Genomic DNA, 18,024 nt, shown 5'->3' with positions numbered 1-18,024 from the left:
TCATTATGTGAAAGCGCAGCAAACAGGTACACAAAGCTCGTTTCCCTACAGGATCAAGGGGGTCTTCAATCCCCCAAAAAACTGGAACAGGGGGCGCCGGTGCGACCGGAGGTGGCAGCCATGAGCAAAGAGAGCGTGGATGAAGCGATCAGCATGTACATTGAGGAACGGATGGCTAAGGGAAAGGAACTGGCGATTACCCATTTCCTCGCGAGCCTCTACCTGAAGGAACACAGCGAAGGGATCATCGAGTGCATGCGCCGCGTTCGCGGGCTCACCCGCTATTACATCGACCTGACCAAGGTGATGCTGAACCCGTTCAAGGGACCGGAAGTGGCGTGGCTTTTCTCCATGCTCTTCATCGCGGTCTACGCCTGTTTCCTCATCTCGGTCGACGAACAGCGCCCCCTGGGGATTGCCCTGCTCTCCGGGACGCTCGTGAACGGAGCCTATCTGGTGCGGAACATGACGAAGAAGTGGTGCGACCTGCACGTCATGCTGGCGATATACGACGAGATCGTGCAGATAGCGGACCACGAACTGGAGGGACTTGCCTAACGCAGCGCGAGCGCGAGCTCCGCGAGGCTCCCGACCGCGAGGTCGGTGAGCTCGGGCCAGCGGAAGCTACGCGCGGGATCGACATGGATGGTGCCGGCCCCGGCAGCGCGGCCGGTGAGAAGATCGAAGGCGTAATCGCCTACCATTACCAGTGCCGCTGGGGGTACCCCCCAGCGGCACGCTAGTTTATAGATGCCATCAGGGTCCGGCTTCGCGAGAGCATCGTCCCTGCCAAGGACGTCCTCCGCCGCTATGTAGGGGAGAAGGCCGATGCGGTTAAGGGTGGCGAGCGCGTTTTCCCTGGTGTTCCTGGTAAGTATCCCCATCCGGGTGCCGCGGCCGTGCAGGAGCTCGACAAGCTCGAGCGCCCCCTCGGCCGGCTCGGTCCGCCCCGCCAGTTCTTCCTCTATCGCCTGCAGGATGGCCCGGGCCCGCGCCGCCTCCCCTTCTGGAAGGGCGTCCAGATGCCCCAGGATGTCGCTCCCCTCCGGGACCCCGAGCACGCTCCTTATGTGGGCGAAATCGTGGATGGCGACGGTGAGGGTACCGTCGAGATCGAAGATCCAGTGCCTGCTGCGCAGCATGCCGTTGCAATCACTCGTTTTTTCCATAAGTAAAAAGACCTCTACTTCGCCTGGGCGGTGTCCCGCACCGGTGCCGGCCTGGGCGCCTCGACGCCCCCCTTCATGATCCCTTCGACGAACTCCCACACCGCGGCGTGCACCTCGCCCGCCCCCTCGCCGGCCAGGATGCCGTGGCGCTCAAGTGGGAAGCGCCGATACTTCTTCCGGGTGCTCCCTAGCATCTCGAACAGACGCTGCGAGCCGCGGGGATCGACCACCGGGTCCCCTTCCGCCTGCAGCACCAGGGCGGGAGCACAGATCGCCGCGAGCCTCGGCTCCAGCTCGGCCATGAAGCGCTCCATCGCCCGCAGTGCGGCTATCGGGATGCGGGCGTAGTTCAATTCCGGGCGCTCCGGGATGCTCTCGACGAACTCCTTTTTCGCCCACTGGTAGCTGAAGACGTCCATGACGCGGTTCCATACGGTGACCGCGGGAGCAAAGCGGGAGGAGACGTCCAGGAGCCGCTGCGGCGGACAGACGGCGAAGGCACCGGCCACCTTGCCGACCCGGCCGGCGCAGTCAAGCGCCACTCCGCCGCCGAAGGAGAAGCCCCCCACCACGACGCGGTCGCAGATGGTGTTCATGAGGGCGTAGCCCAGGTCCACCGACTCCACCCAGTCGCCGCCGCTGCGCCGGGCGAGGTCCTCCGGGGAGGTGCCGTGCCCCTTCAGGCGCACCAGGTAGACCCATACCCCCTTTTCCTGCAGGTAGCGCGCAAGTTCCATCATCTGCGCCGGGACCGAGAGGAGACCGTGCACGAGCACCACGCCCAAGGCGCGCGACCTTCCTTCCAAAAGGGCGGGGGCGCCGACCTCGATCCCCTTGCTCTCCCCTTCACGGAAGAAGGTGGCGTAATCCTCCCGGTATTGCTCCAGCGCCTGTTCCTCGAGCAGTGCCGCCACCCTCCTGCGCACAAGCCACGCGGGATGCCACGCCATGAGGTGCACCTCGCGCTGCAGCGTGGTGAGCGGGAGCACCTCGTTGGCGATGACCCCGATCGGGTTGTCGATCCGCGCACGCTGCATCTCGAAGGGGGCCGAGAACTTGCTCCTGTCCTTCACGAGCGCCCCGTCGCGGCGCACCGCCACCCCCTTCTCGATGGCGAGCTCGCTGAACTCGCGGTACTTGTGGTAACGGTCGTCGGTCAAAAGGGGAACCTGACTGGTCCTGAGGCTTTGGTGCAGATGGCAGGTGGTCTCCTGGAGGCATTGCGTCGCGAGCAGGAAAACCCGGCGGCGGAAATCGTCCTCGTTGATGCTCAGGAAGGGATAGGCCCGAAGCATGGAGGCGAACAGGTGGTCGTGGTTCACCGTTGTGAGGTCGTAGATGCTGCTCATGCAGCGCTGCACGAGGCGGTTCGCCTGCCGCTTCATCTCCGGCAGGGATGGGAGCTGATCGTCAAAGCCGTAGCTCGCCGTGGAGAGGATGTCCGCCTCGATCTCCCTGCCGGTCAGGTAGGCGGAGGGGTCGATGGCCCTGCCGAAGCGGATGTCGATGTCCACCCCGGAAAGGAGCATGCTCCCCTCGGTGAGGATCTCCTCCTTGAGGCGCGGGGAGGCATCCGAGAGGAAGAGCTCGGAAAGCCTGCTGAGGGCGTTCTCCCTGGCCCTCAAGGGATAGTAGGTGATGTTCACCGGGACGATGTGGCACGGCCCCTTGGCAAGGGGAGCAAGCCCGGGAAGCTGGAACATCCCCTGCAGGCGCGTCACCTCTTCCGGGGCCACCTGCTGCAGCCTCAGCATGCGCTGCCGGTAGAACTCGGTACGTAGCGCGAGGGTCGCAGCCCCAGAGCGCGGGCGCACGCCGCTCGAGGGAAGGAGCACGCGCTTTCTGAAGAGCTCCTTGTCCTTCACCATCCGCCCCTCGGGGAAGACGATCCAGCTCGCCTCTCCGGTCAACAGGGTCTTCACCATGACCCGGTCGCGGTCTGGATTTTTCGTCGAGACCGCCCCCATCAGGTCGAGAAAGCGCCCGAGCGGTCCGGAAAAGAGCGAGGCGTCGGCGAGCGACCAGACCGGCACGCGGGCCAGCCGGTGGATATGGTAGGGGAGGAGCACCGTCTCGATGCGGGTGAAGTGGTTCACCACGAAGATGACCGCCCCACCGGGGATGTTCTCCTTGCCGTGCACGTTCACGCGCAGCTTGGAGAACCCCTGCAGCATGGCGATCATCCGGCCGGTGGCTAGGTAGGCCTTGCGGTTCATGCTCTCTCCACCCGGCGCTCAAGTGCGCCCCTTAGCCAACCGGGGCGGTTGGTCATGATGGAGTCGACGCCGAGAGCGCAGAGCCTTTCGGCGGCGCGGGCAGCGTCCACGGTCCAGACGTGGAGTTCGAGCCCCCGGTCGCGCAACTGCCGGACGAAGGGGACGTCCAGGATGGCGCGGTCCCTGCTGGCGAGGCCGTCGGCGCCGATCTCTTCGAGGGTCGCGAGCACCTCGCGCTGCGAGGGGTGCCACGCCCCGCGCCAGCGGTAGTCGCACAGCCAGCAGGTACGGTAGGCAGGGAGACGCTCTTTAAGGGATGAGACGAGGTGACGGTCGAAGGTCAAAAAGCGGATCGACTCCGGAGAAACATGGGCACGTTCGAGGTCAAGCGCCAGTTCCTCTATGATCTCGGCCCCGCACTTTACCTCGATGAAGAGCCTTTTGCCCGGGGGAAGGAGCACGAGCACGCGGGCGAGGGTCGGGATGCGCTCGCCGCGCCAGGCCTCCCCCTTCCATGCCCCAAGGTCGAGACGTTCCAGTTCGGCGAGCGAGGCGCCGGCCACGGTCAGGTCGCTCCCGGCGGTACGGGCGAGGCCTGCGTCGTGCAGGCAGACGATACGGCCGTCGCGGGTGAGACGGAAGTCGGCCTCGATGCCGTCGGCGCCCTGTGAGAAGGCCAAGCGGAACGAGGCGAGGGTGTTTTCCGGTGCTTCGCGGGAGGAGCCGCGGTGGCCGATGATGAGCGGGGTGGTGGGCATGGCTTTTCTCCCGTCGTGGTCAGGACGTTCATTAGCATACCCGGCCGAGAGCGACAAGGCAAACGGGAAAAGCGGCCGATTACTGCCCCTTAGGCGGTCCGCTGCAGGTAGTGGCTGTAGAGCGAACTTGCGCAGATGGTGAGGAACTTGGTGAGGTCGCTGTCGCTTCTGGAGGTGAGGATGATGGGGGCCTTCGCGCCGAGCACCACGTTGGCCACCTCGGCCCCCATGGTGAAGACCCAGCTCTTGTAGAGGAAGTTCCCACCGGAGATGTGCGGAACGACGATGATGTCAGCCTGTCCGGCCACGGGGTTCCCTTGAAGCCCCTTCTTCGCCACCGCGTCGGGGTAGAGCGCGAGGTCATAGGAGAGCGGGCCGCTCACCTCGGCATGCAGCCACTCCCGGTTCGAGAGTTCCTGCTCGAGGAGCGTGGTCGGGATGTTCTCGGAGGGGACCTCGTTCGCCTCGAGAAGCGCCACCTTTGGGCGTTCCACGCCGAGGGCGCGCGCCACCTGGACCGCGTTGTCGATGATGTCGATGGCGGAAGACGCCTCCTGGTGGGCGAAGAGCTCGGGGTTGATGGCGGGGTCGGTAAGGAAGACGAGACGCTCCACGCCGGGGAGCTCGAAGATGCTCACGTTGGAGAGCCGCCTGCCGGTGCCGATCCCATCCTTCCTGGAGAGCACCGCCTTCATGAGGACTGCGGTGTTGATCGCCCCCTTCATCAGGAGGTCCCCCGTGCCGGAGGCGATGAGCTCGACGCCGCGGCGGGCCGCCTCGCGCCCGTCGTCGTCGCCAGCGACCGGGACGAACCGGTACTGCTTATCGAAGATGAGAAGCGACGCGCAGCTCTCGCGCACCCGTGCGGGGTCGCCCACCAGGAAAACCCGCTCCAGGATGCCTTCCTCGATCCCCTTGTTCACCGCCTTCATCGAGGCGGCGTCAGGTGAGACGAGCACCAGGCTGCGGCGCGGGGCGAGCCGTGCCGCCTCGATCACCCTCTTCATGCCGTGCCCCTTGGTGAGCTGCAGCATCGACTCGCCCTTGTAGAACGCGGCGACCATCCGGCAGTGCTCGCTCAGGGATACCAGCGCGTGGGGGAGCACCGAGTCGAAGTAGAGCGAGTCCCCCTCCTCCAGATGAAAAACCTCCCCGTCCACGGTGACCTGCAGCGTCCCCGACAGGACGAAGAGGAACTCCTCGCCGGGGTGGCGGCTCACCTCCGGAGGGGCTTGGGCGCGGTAGAGGTCGACCACGAAAGGTTCGATGTGGCGTCCCGCGAAGGCATGCGCGAGGCTTTCGTAGTGGAGAAACTCGCGCCGGTCCACACCGACCCGTTCGTTCCTGCCGGTCTTCACCGCCCGTTTGGCGCGTTCCTCCTCTTCGCCGAGGAGGCGCGAGATGCCGACGCCGAGCCAGGTGGCGAGCCGCAAAAGCTCAGAGATGCGGGGGGAGAGCTGGTCCGAGAGCACACGGTCCAGGGTGTCGGCGTCCCACCCGAGCGCCTCGCGCAGCTCTTCCTGCGCCACTCCCTTCGCCGCGAGAAGCGCCCTCAGATTAGCCCCGATGTTCATCGGTCCCTCCCGCGTAGCGCCGCGCCGCCTCAACCCCGGAGATGACCCGGAGCGCGCCGTCGACAAGCGCCTCGATCTCGAACTCCCCCGGCCGCACGAAGACCGGGGCGATGAACTCCACCCTCCTGCGCACCCCTTCCACCACGGCGGCACCGAAAGCGAGCCCGCCGGTCAGCACGATGCCGTCGACCGCACCGGAAAGCGCCGCGGCAAGCCCGCCGATCTCCTTGGCGACCTGGTAGATCATCGCCTCCCGCACGAGGCCCGCCTCGGCGTCCCCCTGCTGCACCCGCGCCTCCACCTCGCGCATGTCGACCGTGTTCAGGTAGGAGTAGACGCCGCCGCGGCGGGCCACGATCCCCTTCAGTTCACCGGTGGTGAAGGCGCCCCGCTCGACAAGCTCGAGCACCCCGACCACCGGGAGCCCGCCGGTCCGCTCAGGGGAGAACGGGCCGTCGCCGTTCAGGCCGTTATTCACATCGACGACGAGCCCCTTTCGGTGTGCGCCCGCGGTGATGCCGCCCCCCATGTGCACCACGATGAGGTTTAATTCCGCGTAGTCCCGCCCCAGTTCCCGCGCCACGTCACGCGCCACCGCCTTCTGGTTCAGCGCATGGAACATGCTGCGCCGCTCGATGCCTGCCATGCCGGAGAGCCGGGCCACCGGCCACATCTCGTCGATGACCGGGGGATCGACCACGTATGCGGGAACACCCTTGCCCGAAGCCACGGCGTGGGCGAGCACGCCACCCAGGTTGGCCGCGTGCTCACCGCTGACCCCGTCCTCGAGATCCTTGATGAGCGGCTCATCCACCAGGTAGACGCCGCTCAGGACGGGATGGATCAGTCCACCGCGCCCCACCACGGCATCCCAGGCGACCCCGTCCGCCCCGGTCTCGCGCAGGTACGCACGGATGGCGTCCATGCGGTAGCCGAGTTGGTCCATGACGCACGGAAAATGCTCCATTTCGGCGCGGGGGTGCTCGATCGATCCCTTGGTGAGCGTTCCGTCGCGAAAGACACCGATCTTGGTCGAGGTGGAGCCGGGGTCGATGGCAAGGATGTTCATGTGACCCTCGCGTCGGATCAGTAGTTGCTTTTGGCGGTCATGGATTCGATGTCGACGACGAAGACTGTGGTGGCGGCCAGGCAGGGCTGGGTGTACTCGAACTCTCCCGGTGCGTACTGGGCCATGATGACGTCGAGCGCTCGGGATTTTTCCTCGTGCCCCTCCACCAGGCGTGCCGTTCCGTAGCCGACCACGCTGCGGTACTTCATGGTGAAGTCGCAGGCCTTTTCCGAGGCGACCAGCTTGGTATCGGCGATCACGGTGAAACAGACGCGGCTGTTCTGCCGCAAAAGTTCCAGCTTCTTGCCCGCTCCGGCGCAGTGGAAGTACAGGGTGGTGTCCTGGTAGCCGTAGTTCATGGTTACCAGGTACGGTTCGTCGTGGGCTGCAAGCGCCAGGTGGCAGATCTTACCCTGCGCCAGCAGTTCGTTGGCAGCCTGGGCGGAAAGCTGCCGGTCCTTTCTCCTCAGCATGTCATCCATAAAAACCTCCACTGTTGCTCTTTCACAATGCTGTGAAGAAGGCGTGCAATATAAACAAGAGTTCGGCGCGCCAATATTGCCTTTACTCGGCCAGAATGTCTAGGGTTTTTCGCGGGTCGGCCTGGTGGATCTTCTCTTTGATCGGACTGATGCTAGCGCCTCGATCCGGTGCAGATACGAGCGCTCCGCAGGGCAACATTATAACCATCCAATCATCACACATTTTTCTCAAACAAGTGTCCGAGATGTCGATAGATATGCATGAGACAGAGCGGGCCCCCGGCTCGTCGAACCTGAATACGACAGGTTGTGTCAAACAAAGAAAGGAGAGCAAACATGGCGGTCGAGACTATCACGGAAACAACCCAGTATCTCACCTTCAAGCTCGAGAACGAGCTGTTCGCCCTGGACATCGGTAAAGTGCGGGAAGTGCTGGATTTCACAACCATCACCAAGGTCCCGCAGACCCCCGACTACATGCGCGGAGTCATCAACCTGCGCGGCAGCGTCGTTCCCGTCGTCGACCTTCGACTGAAGTTCGGCATGGCAATGGCGGAGCAGACCGTGAACACCTGTGTCATCATCGTCGAGGTGGAACTCGAAGGCGAGAAGGTGGTCATGGGGGCGATGGCCGACGCGGTCCAGGAGGTGATGGACCTGGAGCCGGACCAGATCGAGCCGCCGCCGCGCATAGGCACCAAGCTGAACACCGACTTCATCAAGGGGATGGGGAAGCACAACGAACAGTTCATCATCATCCTCGACATCGACAAGGTCTTCACCAGCGGGGAGCTAGAGTTGGTCCAGAACATCGAGGGACAGGCGGCGTAAGACTTAATAAGATCATCGACCGCGAAAGGGCAGCGCGCCGGAAGGCGCCTGCCCTTTTTTTCGTGCTTTACGCCGGGCAGGATGCCAGGAGTCCTCGCCCCGACTGCGGTCATGAGGCGTTTCGAGGGAATAGCCACGGAGGAGTCGGCCTGAGAGGGAGGCGCACGGCAGCTCGCCTCCCGCCCCTCCCCTTTCCGGCCTCCCCTCTCCCATCCTTCACCCTACGGGGGGAGGCGCGGTCTATCCCGGCAAAGCGTTTCAACGCACTCGTTGCTGAACAGGATAAAAAAAAGCGCCTCGAAAGAGGCGCTCGTCGGCATCGCATGGCAGGCAACCCTCGGGCGCCCATTAAAGTGGGAGTCAGTACTGCTCGAAATCTGAGTCGCACATCTCCTTCGCGTCGGAGAGGTCGATGTCGTGGCCGACCGCCTTCTTGGTCATCCCCTGGGCGCCGCCGGCAACGCCCTTCGAGCGGGTCATTTTCTTACCCTGCCCCGCAGCGCCGTTGACGTTCCCTTGTTGAGCCCCACCTACCCTCGCGGGCTTCGCGGCGACGCGCCTTGCATAGTCGTCGATCTTGAAAAAGGCGACCACAGTCTGCAGCTGTTCCGCCTGACTCGAGAGTTCCTCGGCGGTGGAGGCCATCTCCTCGGAGGCACCGGCGTTTGTCTGGATCACCTGGTCCAGCTGCTGGATGGCGCGGTTGATCTGGTCCGCGCCGGTGTCCTGCTCCCTGCTTGCCGCGCTGATCTCCTGTACCAACTCCGCCGTCTTCTGGATGTCCGGAACCATCTTGGCGAGGAGGTCGCCCGCCTTCACCGCCACATCCACACTGCTGGCGGAAAGGTCACTGATCTCGGCCGCGGCCTTCTGGCTCCGCTCGGCCAGTTTTCTCACCTCGGAGGCGACGACGGCGAATCCCTTGCCGTGTTCACCCGCCCGGGCCGCCTCTATGGCGGCGTTCAGCGCCAGGAGGTTCGTCTGCCGCGCGATCTCCTCGATGATGGTGATCTTTCCCGCGATCTCCTTCATCGCGCCGACCGTCTCCTGAACCGCCTGCCCCCCCTCGCGGGCGTCCTGGGCCGATTTCACCGCAATCTTCTCGGTCTGCATGGCGTTGTCTGCGTTCTGGCGGATGTTGGACGACATCTCTTCCATCGAGGACGACGCCTCCTCTGCCGAAGCCGCCTGCTCCGTGGCCCCCTGCGACATCTCCTCGGCCCCGGAGGAGAGCTGCTGGCTTCCGGAGGCGACGTTGTCGGAGGCGCTCTTCACCTCGGCTACGATCCCCCTCAGCTTCGCCACCATTCCGTTCATCGCCGCAGCAAGCTGCACCACCTCGTCCTTACTGTCGACGTCGATGGTCTGGGTCAGGTCGCCCCCCGCCACCGCCGAGGCGAACTCGACGCCGCGCCTGAGCGGCACGCTGATCATCCTGGAGATGACGATCCCCAGGATCAGTCCGAGCAGCACGCCGCCTGCCACCAGTCCCACCATCACCTTCATGCTCGACTGGTAGATCCTAGTGGTCTCATCGGACGCCTCCTTGGCGTTGGCCTCCTTGAGCCGCGCAAGCTCGGTCAGGGTATCGTCAACCACCGTCTGCTTGGTCCGCGCCTCGCCGAAGGAGAGCGTCACCGAAGCGGTGCTGTCGTTAAGCTTGTCAGTGGCACCGAGCTCTATCACCTTCTGCTGAACGGCAAACCACTCCTCGTTGGCCGCCTCCAGTCGTTTCAGGATCTCCTTTGCCTTCTCGGTTGTGAACAGGGGACGCGCCTTGTCCAGCCACTCCTTGTACCCCGCCTTGTACTTCTTCATGTTGCCGAGGTACTTCTCGCGCTCCTGATGGCTCGTCGCGAGGAGAAAGTTCTTCTCGGCGCGGGAGATGTAGATCAGGTTTATGTTAGCTTCCTTGACGTAGGAGAGCCCCAGCAACTCCCTGGCGTACATCGCATCGGCCATGTCGTTGATGGTGCCCATGTTGCGGATGCCGAGCAGGCCGACCGCCGCGGTGATGATACAGACTGCTACGAAAGCCAAGACTAACTTGGTGCTGACCTTCAGGTTGGTGAACCATTTCATGTGCGCTCCGTCTTCTGCAAAGGTTTTATGATCCAGCCGGAAACAGCGTCCGGTGGTGTCGTTTGCTTCATCGACGCGGGGCGGGAACGATGTATCAGAAAAATACTGAGAAAAGGCGGTTTTTTGGCCGAGACTTGGGGAGGAGCGCAGCAGGCGATCAAAGAGAGGTGCGCACGTCGCAAGCACATGCGGCCGGAGTCTTAAGAGGAGCGAACAAAAGTGGGGAATCGGGAAGCGACGCTAATCCAGAGGCAAAAGCCCCTGTCTTATCGCATATTTGGTGAGTCCTGCAATACTGGTCAGGTTAATCTTCTTCATGATGTGCATGCGGTGGGTTTCGACCGTTTTGGGGCTGATCTCAAGAAGTGCCGCCACCTCGCGCGACGTCTTCCCGCTCGCGATAAGCGTGAGGACCTCCTCCTCGCGCTGGCTCAGGGGAGACTTCTCCATGCGGCCGGTGGGAAGGTCGATGCCTAGAACCTCGGAGAGGACGGGGCTCAGGTACAGGCCATCCTCGGCCACCGCGTTAATGGCGTGGAGGAGCTCCTGCGCGTCGCAGCTCTTCACCAGGAATCCCCTGGCGCCGACGTCGAGAGCCTGGCGGACGGAACGGGCGTCACCGTGGCAGGAAAGGATCAGTATCTTTACGTTTGGAAAGGCCGACACGATGCAACGGCTCGCCTCGATGCCGCCTCCATCGGGCATCACCAGGTCCATGAGGACCAGGTCTGGCTGCAGCTCGCAGGCAAGTCGCACCGCCTCCATACCGGTAGCGGCCTCGGCCACCACTTCCACGCCGGGGGTTTTTTCAAGGATGGCACCGATGCACTGGCGGATCAGGGTATGATCGTCGGCTAGGATAATCTTCGTTGTCTGCATCGTCGCGGTCGTCTCGGTTTGTAAGTTGCAGTTCCCAAATGAGAGGCACTCTAACAAAATGGGGCCGACGACGATATAGGGGTTTGTATGACAGTCGGATGGGGTTTTTACTGAGAGCCGGCTTTGCCGGACGCACCTGTGGGCGGCATCAGTGGTCGATGCTGGTGACCCCCTCCCTTATGGCGTACTTGGTGAGATCCGCGATGGAGAAAAGCTTCAGCTTCTTCATGATCTGCTGGCGGTGGGTGTCGACCGTCTTCACGTTGATCTTCAGCAGGAACGCGATGGTCTTCGCGTTGTGTCCCTCGGCTAAAAGCTGCAGCACCTCTTTCTCCCTAGGGGTGAGCGCGGGGCCTGCCTGCTCGAAGGAGTCGGGCACCCGCCTTATGTAGTCATCGATGACGACGCCGATGATGCCTGAGCAGACGTACCTCTCCCCGGCGGCCACCGTCTGGACGGCCTTCACCAGCTCCGCCGAACTGCAGTCCTTGAGCAGGTAGCCGCGCGCCCCGGCCCTGAAGGCCTGGGCGACGAAGCGCCGGTCCTTGTGCATCGAAAGGATGAGCACCTTGACGGCGGGGAAGAGATCGGCCATACGCTGCGTGGTCTCGATGCCGTTCATCCCGGGCATGCTCATGTCCATGAGCACCACGTCCGGCGAGGCGCCTGCCGCGAGTTCGAGCGCGGCCCTGCCGTTTTCCGCCTCGGCAACGACCTGGACTCCCTCGAATTTATCCAAAAGGATCCGGACACCCTCCCGAACGATCCCGTGATCATCGACTATCATGACGCGAATCATCGCTTACTCCTCTCCTTCTGCAGCGTCGGCCGCCCCAGCGGGAACCGCGATGGTAACGCTCGTGCCGCCGGCTCCCGAGGTAACCGTTACCTCGCCTCCCAGGTGCTGCACCCGTTGTCTTATGTTGAAAAGGCCGAAGCCCCCGCTTGCGGGCGGGGCACAAGGAGAGATCCCCTTGCCGTCGTCCTGCACGGTGACCTCGAGGCGCCCCTCCCGCCGCCTGATCGCTATGCGTACCTGCCGCGCGCCGGCGTGCTTCACCACGTTGACGAGGAGCTCGCGCACCGCATGGTACAGGGTGGAACTCAGCTCCTCTTCCAGGGGGGACGGGGCCGGCGCGCTCTCCAGGGAGACGCGCAGCCGGTAGTTCGTTTCAAACTGCTCCGCAAGCCACTCCACCGCAGCCTCGAACCCCACCTCATAAAGAAGCGGCGGGCTGATCTGGAAGGTAAGCGTCCGCACTTCGCGTATCGCACGCTCCAAAAGGCTCACCACTTCACGGACCGTCCGCGTTGCACCTCCGGGAAGCTTCTCATCCGAACCGAGGTCGCTCAGCTTGAGCTTTGCGAGCGACAGGTTCTGTCCGATCTCGTCGTGGAGCTCCGAGGCGATGCGACGCCTCTCCTTCTCCTCGGCCAGGGAGAGCTCGATAGCAAGCTCCCTCAGCTGTTCCTGGTTGACGAGCAGCGCCTCCTGCGCCCGCACCTGCTCGGTTATCTCGCGCGAGATGCTGAAGAGGCCGGTGACGGCACCGCCATGGTCGAAGAGCGGCCCCCTGGTGGCGAGGAAGATGCGCTCGACCCCGGCCGCGTCGGTGAAGGACTCCTGCACCGTTGCGTTCTTACCGGTGGCGATGACGTGGTGGTCGTTTTCACGTATCACCTGCACCACCTCATCCGGAAAGATCGCGCTGTCGTCCACCCCCACGATCTCCTCTGCGGACCTGCCGTACATCCGGGCGGCCCGTTCGTTGATCAAAAGGTAACGTCCCTCGAGGTCCTTGGCATACACGAGGTCCGGCGTGCCTTTAAGCATCGCCTGCAGGATCTCGTCGCTTTTTCTCCGTCCTCCCGCTGCCGTCTCAGGCATCGTCTTCCCCGGTGTCGGCCAGAAGCGCCTCGATGCTCTCGAGCCCCTCCTCCCCCGCCTGACCACGCCGACGCGACAGTTCAAGGGCGACCGCGCTAAGGGAGCGGTAGACGAGGGCTACTTCCGGGTCCCATGCGTCCAGGGCGCGCAGTTGCCTTCCCACCACGGCCGCGTCCCCGCGGGCGATGGGACCGGTGAGTGCTGCGACGGTCCCGGACCGGAAAACGTTTTCCACGGTACCCCGCACGAGCGGCTCCATCACCTGCAGCGCGGTCTCGCGGTCAAGCCCCCCCTTCCCGTATGCCGTGACCGACACTTCGAGAAGTGCAGTGAGGCAGTTGCACGCGAGGACGGAGCCGGCATGGTAGATCGCCTTGAAACGGGGATCGATGGAAAAAACGCGCGCGCCGATCGACTCGAAGAGCTCACCCATCTGCTCCGCCGCCCGCCGGTCCCCCTCCACGCCGCACCAGGTGCCCGCGAAGTCGCCGACGGCTGCCGCCGGGTCGGCGAAACTCTTGACGGGGTGCACGCTCGCCACCAGCGCACCTAACTGCGTCGCCGGGTGCAGCACCTCGCTCCCCAGGGCACCACTTACGTGGCACACCAGGGCCTGCGCGCCGAGCGCTCCGCTTGCGCACAACTCACGCACGCAAGGGGCGATGGCATCGTCGGAACAGGTGATCAGGTACAAATCGGCCGGACCTAACTGCGCAAAGCCGGCCGCGGGGCGTCCCCCCCCGATGAAGGCGACCGCAGCGCGTGCCGTCGCCTCGGAACGGGTGAGCACGTCCTTAAGCTCAAGCACCCCTGACTCATGAAAAAGGCGCCCAAGCGTCCTACCGACCGCGCCGCACCCAATGATACTGAAGGTTTTCATCCCGCTCTCCTCATGAAGTGGACAGACGCGCTAAAGGGTACGCAACTTATTCTTGGGTGTCAACGACGCCTGAGGTGGGGGAGCATATTGGAGAGAGAAACTGCGCGGAAATGAAAAATCCCCCTTCAGGAGGGGGATTTTGTCACCAGGCCGGAGCGGGGGTCACGAACCGTCGTCCATGTTGAGGCTGTAATCATCACCCTCCACGCATTCGCTTTCCGCCTGTAGAAAGGACTCGGCCTGCGAGTCGCGGACGATCTCGATCACGCCGTGGTTGGCCGACCAGACCGTGCCGCAGACGCTGCATTCGGTGATCCCCTCTTTGAACCCTTCTGACTGTAGGTTGGTGTCGACCTGCTGGTGGTTTTTGCACACGGGGCATTTCATGGCTCTCCTCCTGTCACGAAAAACGGCGACCGATAGTTTTCATGAAGAAGATTATGACGGCATTTCACGGCGTAGCAAGTGCCAAAACCCTCATGGCCATCTAGGCACCGGGCTGGCGCGTGGCCGGTTTGGCCGCCGGCTTCTTGTCCTTAGTCGTCTTCGTGCTCACCCGCGTCACCTTCGCGCGTCCCTTAACCTTGGTCGGGGGGGTGTAGGTAGCGGGATCGGCTGGGCGCAGGTCCGTGAAGTGCGAGGAGATGATCTTTCTGACCATGCCGTCGCTGAAGCGTATGGTGGCCATATAGTCGTTCACCTCGACCACCTTGCCGGTTCCCCATTGCTGCGCCATCGCATGACTGACCACACTGCCGCGTTTGACGTTCATGTCGAGTTCCTCGCTGAATGGTTGTGGCCACGCCAGGACGCGCGGATCCACTCGGCCGGAAGGACGGGGTCGATGGGTTGCTTAACCTGGAGTGGAGCTGATTGCCGAAGACAGATCAAAACGATCAGAGACGTGACTATGAGCTGCGGGAAGCTTGCCTGAGATCAGGCACGGTTGAAACTATACACCTGAATCGTGAAATGCACAGATGAGAGTATTCTTTTTTTCAGATTTCACCGCGGCTGTTCAGGCCGGCGCGGCATCTCCGGCGAGGCTGCACCGTCCGGGACGGGCATCAGCTTTTCGGGCGGGATCTGCGGCTCGCCCATGATGATCACCATGGGGCCGTGCACCCGCTGCAAGGCCCCGGTATCACCATCCCCCACCGCCCAGTTGTAAAGTTTCTTCGCGTCCATGAGCAGGGGCTTGGCGGGCTCGCCGTAATACTCGAGCTGCATCTCCTCGTCGTAGAGCCCTATGCAACCATGAGAGGCGGGGTACCCCGGGAGGTCCCGGCCATGAATCCAGTAAGAGGTCCAGCCGTCACCCACCTTCTCGACGTGGAAACGAAGACCGTAATGCATGGGATAGGGGCGCTCGCTCCCCTCCACCGGGTAAAGGCTCGATTCATGAACAGGGTCTACCGCATCGACCCGGTAGGAGCCGTTTTTGAGGCGGAACTCCTCAACGCCCACCGCAACCGGAGCGGAAAAAACCAGCGTCCCGAACTCGTAAGCGCCGAGGTACATCTCGTTCTGGTCGATGAGGATGACCTTGGGCTCCTTCCCTGCATCGAGGTAAAAAGGGGGCATCGGGTTGAACTCCTTGATGTCCTCCATCTGCTTGGGGACCTTGACCGACATGCCGGCCAGGAAGTGGCGCCGGTCCATGCGGTTGAAGCGCAGACCGTCCTGCCACTGTTTGCCGAAGATCCTGTAAGGGGAGTCTTTGCCGGTGACTTTGACACAGTCCCACTCATAGAGGTAGTCGGTGGGGTAATGGATTTCACACAGGGATCGTATTTTGTCGGCTGCGAAACAGGGGATACTGGTGATACCGAGGATAATCAGCAGGGTTAAGACTGCGCGGGCCAGTGCTTTCATGATGCGCCTCGTTCCTTAGCCAGTGAAGCGGCTGGCCACCGGTTGTGAGACGATTTCAGTTTACCAGATGGCTAATGAAAGTTAAAGGCGGCTCTACTAATTGGACATCTCTCCTCCCCAGATGGGATTTGGCGCACCGTCCACGTCTTTTGCCCCACCTGCCGAAGCTACCGCCCCCCCATTCCAGGAACCATTCCAGCCAAGTACCCGATTTAGCGACCACTCTGTTGACCGGTTGAAAGGCGCTCCAATATGGGCACCGTTCTTGCTATTTAAATTACAGATAGCACATATCGTTTTTACAAATAACAAACCAAAGGAGGCTTCGTGAAAAACGATCTTCTGGGGGAGCTCCCCGAGGAAAAGGTGAACCTGATTGAGAAGTACCGCCTGGAACCGTGCCTGATCAGCGGCAAGGTGTACTGGGTTCGTAATTTCGGCAACCGGCCGCCCAACGCCTATGTCACCCACCGCGGCATGAGGAAGTGTCCCACTCTCGACTTGGTCTTCAGCTTCTACGGACTATGCGTGGCAAAGATGACATACTTCCGCAACAACATCACCGATTACCTGCCGTGCAAACAGCACCTTGTCACCGGCGACATGACCGAATGCGCCCTGTGGGACATGGAATTCCTGGTGCAGCGCGCCACCGGCATCCGCATCGACCTGCGCAACCTGGCGGCGATCAAGGAGATCGAGACCTTCCGGTCGATGTGCGCGTGGTTGGAGCGAAGGTTGAAGGAACGTCGAGAGCAGCAGGAGCGTTATGAACGGGTCCAGGAAAGGGAGGTGGCACCGGTGACTGCCGCATCGGCGTTGAGGATGGCCATCGTACCGATCAGACGGCGCCCCGTGCAACGGAGGGACCGGGAGTTCAGCTTGTGAGTACGCCCTGAACACAGGTCTGTGCACGAAAAAAAAGCCCCGCCGGCAGTGACTGCCGCGGGGCTTTGTCGTTTCGGAGGGCGCGGTGCAGCTAGGGGGGGCACTGGGCGCACATCGATTTGAAGAGGTTGGTGCTCAGGTAACGGTCGCCCCGGTCGGGGAGGATCACCACGATGGTCCCGGAGGAGAGCTCCCCGGCGAGCCGCAGCGCACCGAAGACGGCGGCGCCGCCGGACATGCCGCAGAAAATGCCGTGGTGCGCGGCAAGACGCCTCGAGGTCTCGAAGGCGTCATCGTCCTCGACCACGATCTTTCTGTGGTAGGCGCTTGCGTCGTAGATGGGGGGGACGATGGCCTCCTCCATGTTCTTGAGCCCCTGAATCTTGTGCCCGAGCACAGGCTCGACGCCGACCACTTGGACATGAGGCGCGGTTTCCCCGAAGAAACGGGAGAGCCCCATGAGGGTGCCGCCGGTTCCCATCCCCGCCACCATGTGGGTGATGGCCCCGCCGGTCTGGCGCCAGATCTCAGGCCCGGTGGTCTCGTAGTGCGCGAGGACGTTGTTCGGATTGGCGTACTGGTTCGGCATGTAGTAGCGGTCCGGATGATCCTCGTAGATCTTGTGGGCGAGCCGGATGGCGCCGTCGGTCGCCTCGCAGCCCGGCGAGAGAACGATCTCGGCGCCGTACGCCTCGAGCACGCTGCGCCGCTCCACGCTGACGCAGGCGGGCATCACCAGTTTGATGCGGTAGCCGCGCGCCGCGGCGATCATCGCCAGCGCAATGCCTGTGTTGCCGGAGGTGGGCTCCAGGATCACCTTGTCGGTGGTGAGCTCCCCGCTCTTCTCGGCGGCGAGGATCATGTGACGCGCCGGACGGTCCTTCACCGACCCTCCGGGGTTGTTCCCTTCAAGCTTCACCATGATCTTTACGGCGGGATTGTCGACCAGAGAGTCGATCTCGACCAGCGGTGTCGAGCCGATGGAATCTATCAAGCTTTGCCCTTTCAACGTACCCCTCGCTTTCTATCGGTCTAAAAAGACCAGCTTTCTCAGCCGGGGTGAGAGCATACCACGCCCCATATATAATAAACAACCGATAACTGCGCCGGCACGCACAACCAGTCCGAGACTTGCACTAATACGTAAGGGTTGGAACCGACCGGCACTGTCATGGAGCACCGGTAACCGGGCGCGCATGCAGTCGAAAAGCCAATTTAATGTGCCGAGACACACATGAACCACCATTTAACTGAACCAACTAGCATATACGACGACACAGAGCGACCTCTCTACACACTCAACGCCACAATAGTTGGTCATTTAAAGCCACAAAATCCGTGACTATGCGAAATTATTGATTCTAAAAATACTAGAAAAAAGCTGCAATGGTGGTATAAGTGAGAGGCACGCAAATTTGTGTCAGTTAATGGTA

18 protein-coding genes are annotated in these 18,024 nt (G+C 62.6%); 3 read left to right on the top strand and 15 right to left on the bottom strand.

Features of this window, described 5'->3' with window-relative positions; translation table 11 throughout:
* Positions 1 to 120: 120 nt before the first annotated feature.
* Positions 121 to 558, top strand: a complete 438-nt coding sequence (locus E4633_RS13175) for a GSU0071 family protein (RefSeq protein WP_135870751.1) — start codon at positions 121 to 123, stop codon at positions 556 to 558.
* Here E4633_RS13175 and E4633_RS13170 read toward each other — a convergent pair.
* The 6 genes from E4633_RS13170 to E4633_RS13145 all read right to left on the bottom strand — a co-directional run bounded on the left by E4633_RS13170 (position 555) and on the right by E4633_RS13145 (position 7,268).
* Entirely contained in the window at positions 555 to 1,169 is a 615-nt protein-coding gene (locus E4633_RS13170; protein WP_135870749.1) for an HAD family hydrolase, read from the bottom strand. The genes E4633_RS13175 and E4633_RS13170 overlap by 4 nt on opposite strands.
* 14 nt (positions 1,170 to 1,183) lie before the next feature.
* Positions 1,184 to 3,385, bottom strand: coding sequence for an alpha/beta fold hydrolase (locus E4633_RS13165; RefSeq protein ID WP_135870747.1), 2,202 nt, complete (start codon positions 3,383 to 3,385; stop codon positions 1,184 to 1,186).
* Positions 3,382 to 4,143, bottom strand: a complete 762-nt coding sequence (locus E4633_RS13160; protein ID WP_135870745.1) for a glycerophosphodiester phosphodiesterase — start codon at positions 4,141 to 4,143, stop codon at positions 3,382 to 3,384. The genes E4633_RS13165 and E4633_RS13160 overlap by 4 nt, the downstream gene beginning before the upstream one ends.
* An 89-nt stretch (positions 4,144 to 4,232) precedes the next feature.
* Entirely contained in the window at positions 4,233 to 5,717 is a 1,485-nt protein-coding gene (locus E4633_RS13155) for a phosphate acyltransferase (RefSeq protein ID WP_135870743.1), read from the bottom strand.
* Positions 5,701 to 6,786 (bottom strand): butyrate kinase, encoded by a 1,086-nt coding sequence (gene buk / locus E4633_RS13150; RefSeq protein WP_135870741.1) that lies wholly within the window; start codon positions 6,784 to 6,786, stop codon positions 5,701 to 5,703. Before buk ends, E4633_RS13155 begins: the two co-directional genes overlap by 17 nt.
* A 17-nt stretch (positions 6,787 to 6,803) precedes the next feature.
* On the bottom strand, positions 6,804 to 7,268 hold the full coding sequence (locus E4633_RS13145) for a pyridoxamine 5'-phosphate oxidase family protein (RefSeq protein WP_135870739.1): 465 nt from the start codon (positions 7,266 to 7,268) through the stop codon (positions 6,804 to 6,806).
* A 336-nt stretch (positions 7,269 to 7,604) separates the two neighbouring features.
* Between E4633_RS13145 and E4633_RS13140 the strand changes: the two genes are divergently transcribed.
* Positions 7,605 to 8,099 carry a chemotaxis protein CheW gene (locus E4633_RS13140; protein ID WP_129126834.1) on the top strand — a complete coding sequence of 165 codons (495 nt, stop codon included), beginning with the start codon at positions 7,605 to 7,607 and terminating at the stop codon, positions 8,097 to 8,099.
* A gap of 360 nt (positions 8,100 to 8,459) precedes the next feature.
* Here the strand turns inward: E4633_RS13140 and E4633_RS13135 are convergent, their stop codons facing one another.
* The 8 genes from E4633_RS13135 to E4633_RS13100 all read right to left on the bottom strand — a co-directional run bounded on the left by E4633_RS13135 (position 8,460) and on the right by E4633_RS13100 (position 15,703).
* A complete protein-coding gene (locus E4633_RS13135) occupies positions 8,460 to 10,181 on the bottom strand; it encodes a methyl-accepting chemotaxis protein (protein ID WP_135870737.1) in 1,722 nt (573 codons plus the stop codon).
* Positions 10,182 to 10,421: 240 nt separating this feature from the next.
* Entirely contained in the window at positions 10,422 to 11,060 is a 639-nt protein-coding gene (locus E4633_RS13130) for a response regulator (protein WP_135870735.1), read from the bottom strand.
* Between the two features lie 148 nt (positions 11,061 to 11,208).
* Positions 11,209 to 11,859 carry a response regulator gene (locus tag E4633_RS13125; protein ID WP_135870733.1) on the bottom strand — a complete coding sequence of 217 codons (651 nt, stop codon included), beginning with the start codon at positions 11,857 to 11,859 and terminating at the stop codon, positions 11,209 to 11,211.
* 3 nt (positions 11,860 to 11,862) lie between these two features.
* Positions 11,863 to 12,948, bottom strand: a complete 1,086-nt coding sequence (locus E4633_RS13120; RefSeq protein WP_135870731.1) for a PAS domain-containing sensor histidine kinase — start codon at positions 12,946 to 12,948, stop codon at positions 11,863 to 11,865.
* Positions 12,941 to 13,828 (bottom strand): Rossmann-like and DUF2520 domain-containing protein, encoded by an 888-nt coding sequence (locus tag E4633_RS13115; RefSeq protein WP_135870729.1) that lies wholly within the window; start codon positions 13,826 to 13,828, stop codon positions 12,941 to 12,943. The genes E4633_RS13120 and E4633_RS13115 overlap by 8 nt, the downstream gene beginning before the upstream one ends.
* Positions 13,829 to 13,990: 162 nt before the next feature.
* Positions 13,991 to 14,215: a hypothetical protein gene (locus E4633_RS13110; protein WP_135870727.1), complete on the bottom strand. Its 225-nt coding sequence runs from the start codon at positions 14,213 to 14,215 to the stop codon at positions 13,991 to 13,993.
* A gap of 100 nt (positions 14,216 to 14,315) precedes the next feature.
* The gene (locus tag E4633_RS13105) at positions 14,316 to 14,600 is read right to left on the bottom strand and encodes a DUF3553 domain-containing protein (RefSeq protein WP_135870725.1); all 285 of its coding nucleotides are present in this window, start codon (positions 14,598 to 14,600) and stop codon (positions 14,316 to 14,318) included.
* A 233-nt stretch (positions 14,601 to 14,833) separates the two neighbouring features.
* Positions 14,834 to 15,703 (bottom strand): L,D-transpeptidase, encoded by an 870-nt coding sequence (locus E4633_RS13100; RefSeq protein ID WP_135870723.1) that lies wholly within the window; start codon positions 15,701 to 15,703, stop codon positions 14,834 to 14,836.
* Positions 15,704 to 16,030: 327 nt separating this feature from the next.
* Between E4633_RS13100 and E4633_RS13095 the strand changes: the two genes are divergently transcribed.
* A complete protein-coding gene (locus E4633_RS13095) occupies positions 16,031 to 16,591 on the top strand; it encodes a hypothetical protein (RefSeq protein WP_198419439.1) in 561 nt (186 codons plus the stop codon).
* A 91-nt stretch (positions 16,592 to 16,682) separates the two neighbouring features.
* Here E4633_RS13095 and E4633_RS13090 read toward each other — a convergent pair whose 3' ends face one another.
* Complete coding sequence (locus tag E4633_RS13090; RefSeq protein ID WP_135870721.1) at positions 16,683 to 17,600, bottom strand: PLP-dependent cysteine synthase family protein; 918 nt, start codon at positions 17,598 to 17,600, stop codon at positions 16,683 to 16,685.
* Between the last annotated feature and the right edge of the window lie 424 nt (positions 17,601 to 18,024).

Source organism: Geomonas terrae, assembly GCF_004791675.1.
Taxonomy (GTDB): Bacteria; Desulfobacterota; Desulfuromonadia; order Geobacterales; family Geobacteraceae; genus Geomonas; species Geomonas edaphica.
This window is presented reverse-complemented; position numbering and strand designations above follow the sequence as displayed.

Coding starts and splice junctions, on each gene's coding strand:
- E4633_RS13115 (WP_135870729.1), bottom strand. CDS start 13,828: ATGAAAACCTTCAGTATCATTGGGTGCGGCGCGGTCGGTAGGACGCTT.
- E4633_RS13145 (WP_135870739.1), bottom strand. CDS start 7,268: ATGGATGACATGCTGAGGAGAAAGGACCGGCAGCTTTCCGCCCAGGCT.
- buk (WP_135870741.1), bottom strand. CDS start 6,786: ATGAACATCCTTGCCATCGACCCCGGCTCCACCTCGACCAAGATCGGT.
- E4633_RS13110 (WP_135870727.1), bottom strand. CDS start 14,215: ATGAAATGCCCCGTGTGCAAAAACCACCAGCAGGTCGACACCAACCTA.
- E4633_RS13140 (WP_129126834.1), top strand. CDS start 7,605: ATGGCGGTCGAGACTATCACGGAAACAACCCAGTATCTCACCTTCAAG.
- E4633_RS13135 (WP_135870737.1), bottom strand. CDS start 10,181: ATGAAATGGTTCACCAACCTGAAGGTCAGCACCAAGTTAGTCTTGGCT.
- E4633_RS13175 (WP_135870751.1), top strand. CDS start 121: ATGAGCAAAGAGAGCGTGGATGAAGCGATCAGCATGTACATTGAGGAA.
- E4633_RS13155 (WP_135870743.1), bottom strand. CDS start 5,717: ATGAACATCGGGGCTAATCTGAGGGCGCTTCTCGCGGCGAAGGGAGTG.
- E4633_RS13120 (WP_135870731.1), bottom strand. CDS start 12,948: ATGCCTGAGACGGCAGCGGGAGGACGGAGAAAAAGCGACGAGATCCTG.
- E4633_RS13170 (WP_135870749.1), bottom strand. CDS start 1,169: ATGGAAAAAACGAGTGATTGCAACGGCATGCTGCGCAGCAGGCACTGG.
- E4633_RS13160 (WP_135870745.1), bottom strand. CDS start 4,143: ATGCCCACCACCCCGCTCATCATCGGCCACCGCGGCTCCTCCCGCGAA.
- E4633_RS13125 (WP_135870733.1), bottom strand. CDS start 11,859: ATGATTCGCGTCATGATAGTCGATGATCACGGGATCGTTCGGGAGGGT.
- E4633_RS13130 (WP_135870735.1), bottom strand. CDS start 11,060: ATGCAGACAACGAAGATTATCCTAGCCGACGATCATACCCTGATCCGC.
- E4633_RS13100 (WP_135870723.1), bottom strand. CDS start 15,703: ATGAAAGCACTGGCCCGCGCAGTCTTAACCCTGCTGATTATCCTCGGT.
- E4633_RS13165 (WP_135870747.1), bottom strand. CDS start 3,385: ATGAACCGCAAGGCCTACCTAGCCACCGGCCGGATGATCGCCATGCTG.
- E4633_RS13105 (WP_135870725.1), bottom strand. CDS start 14,600: ATGAACGTCAAACGCGGCAGTGTGGTCAGTCATGCGATGGCGCAGCAA.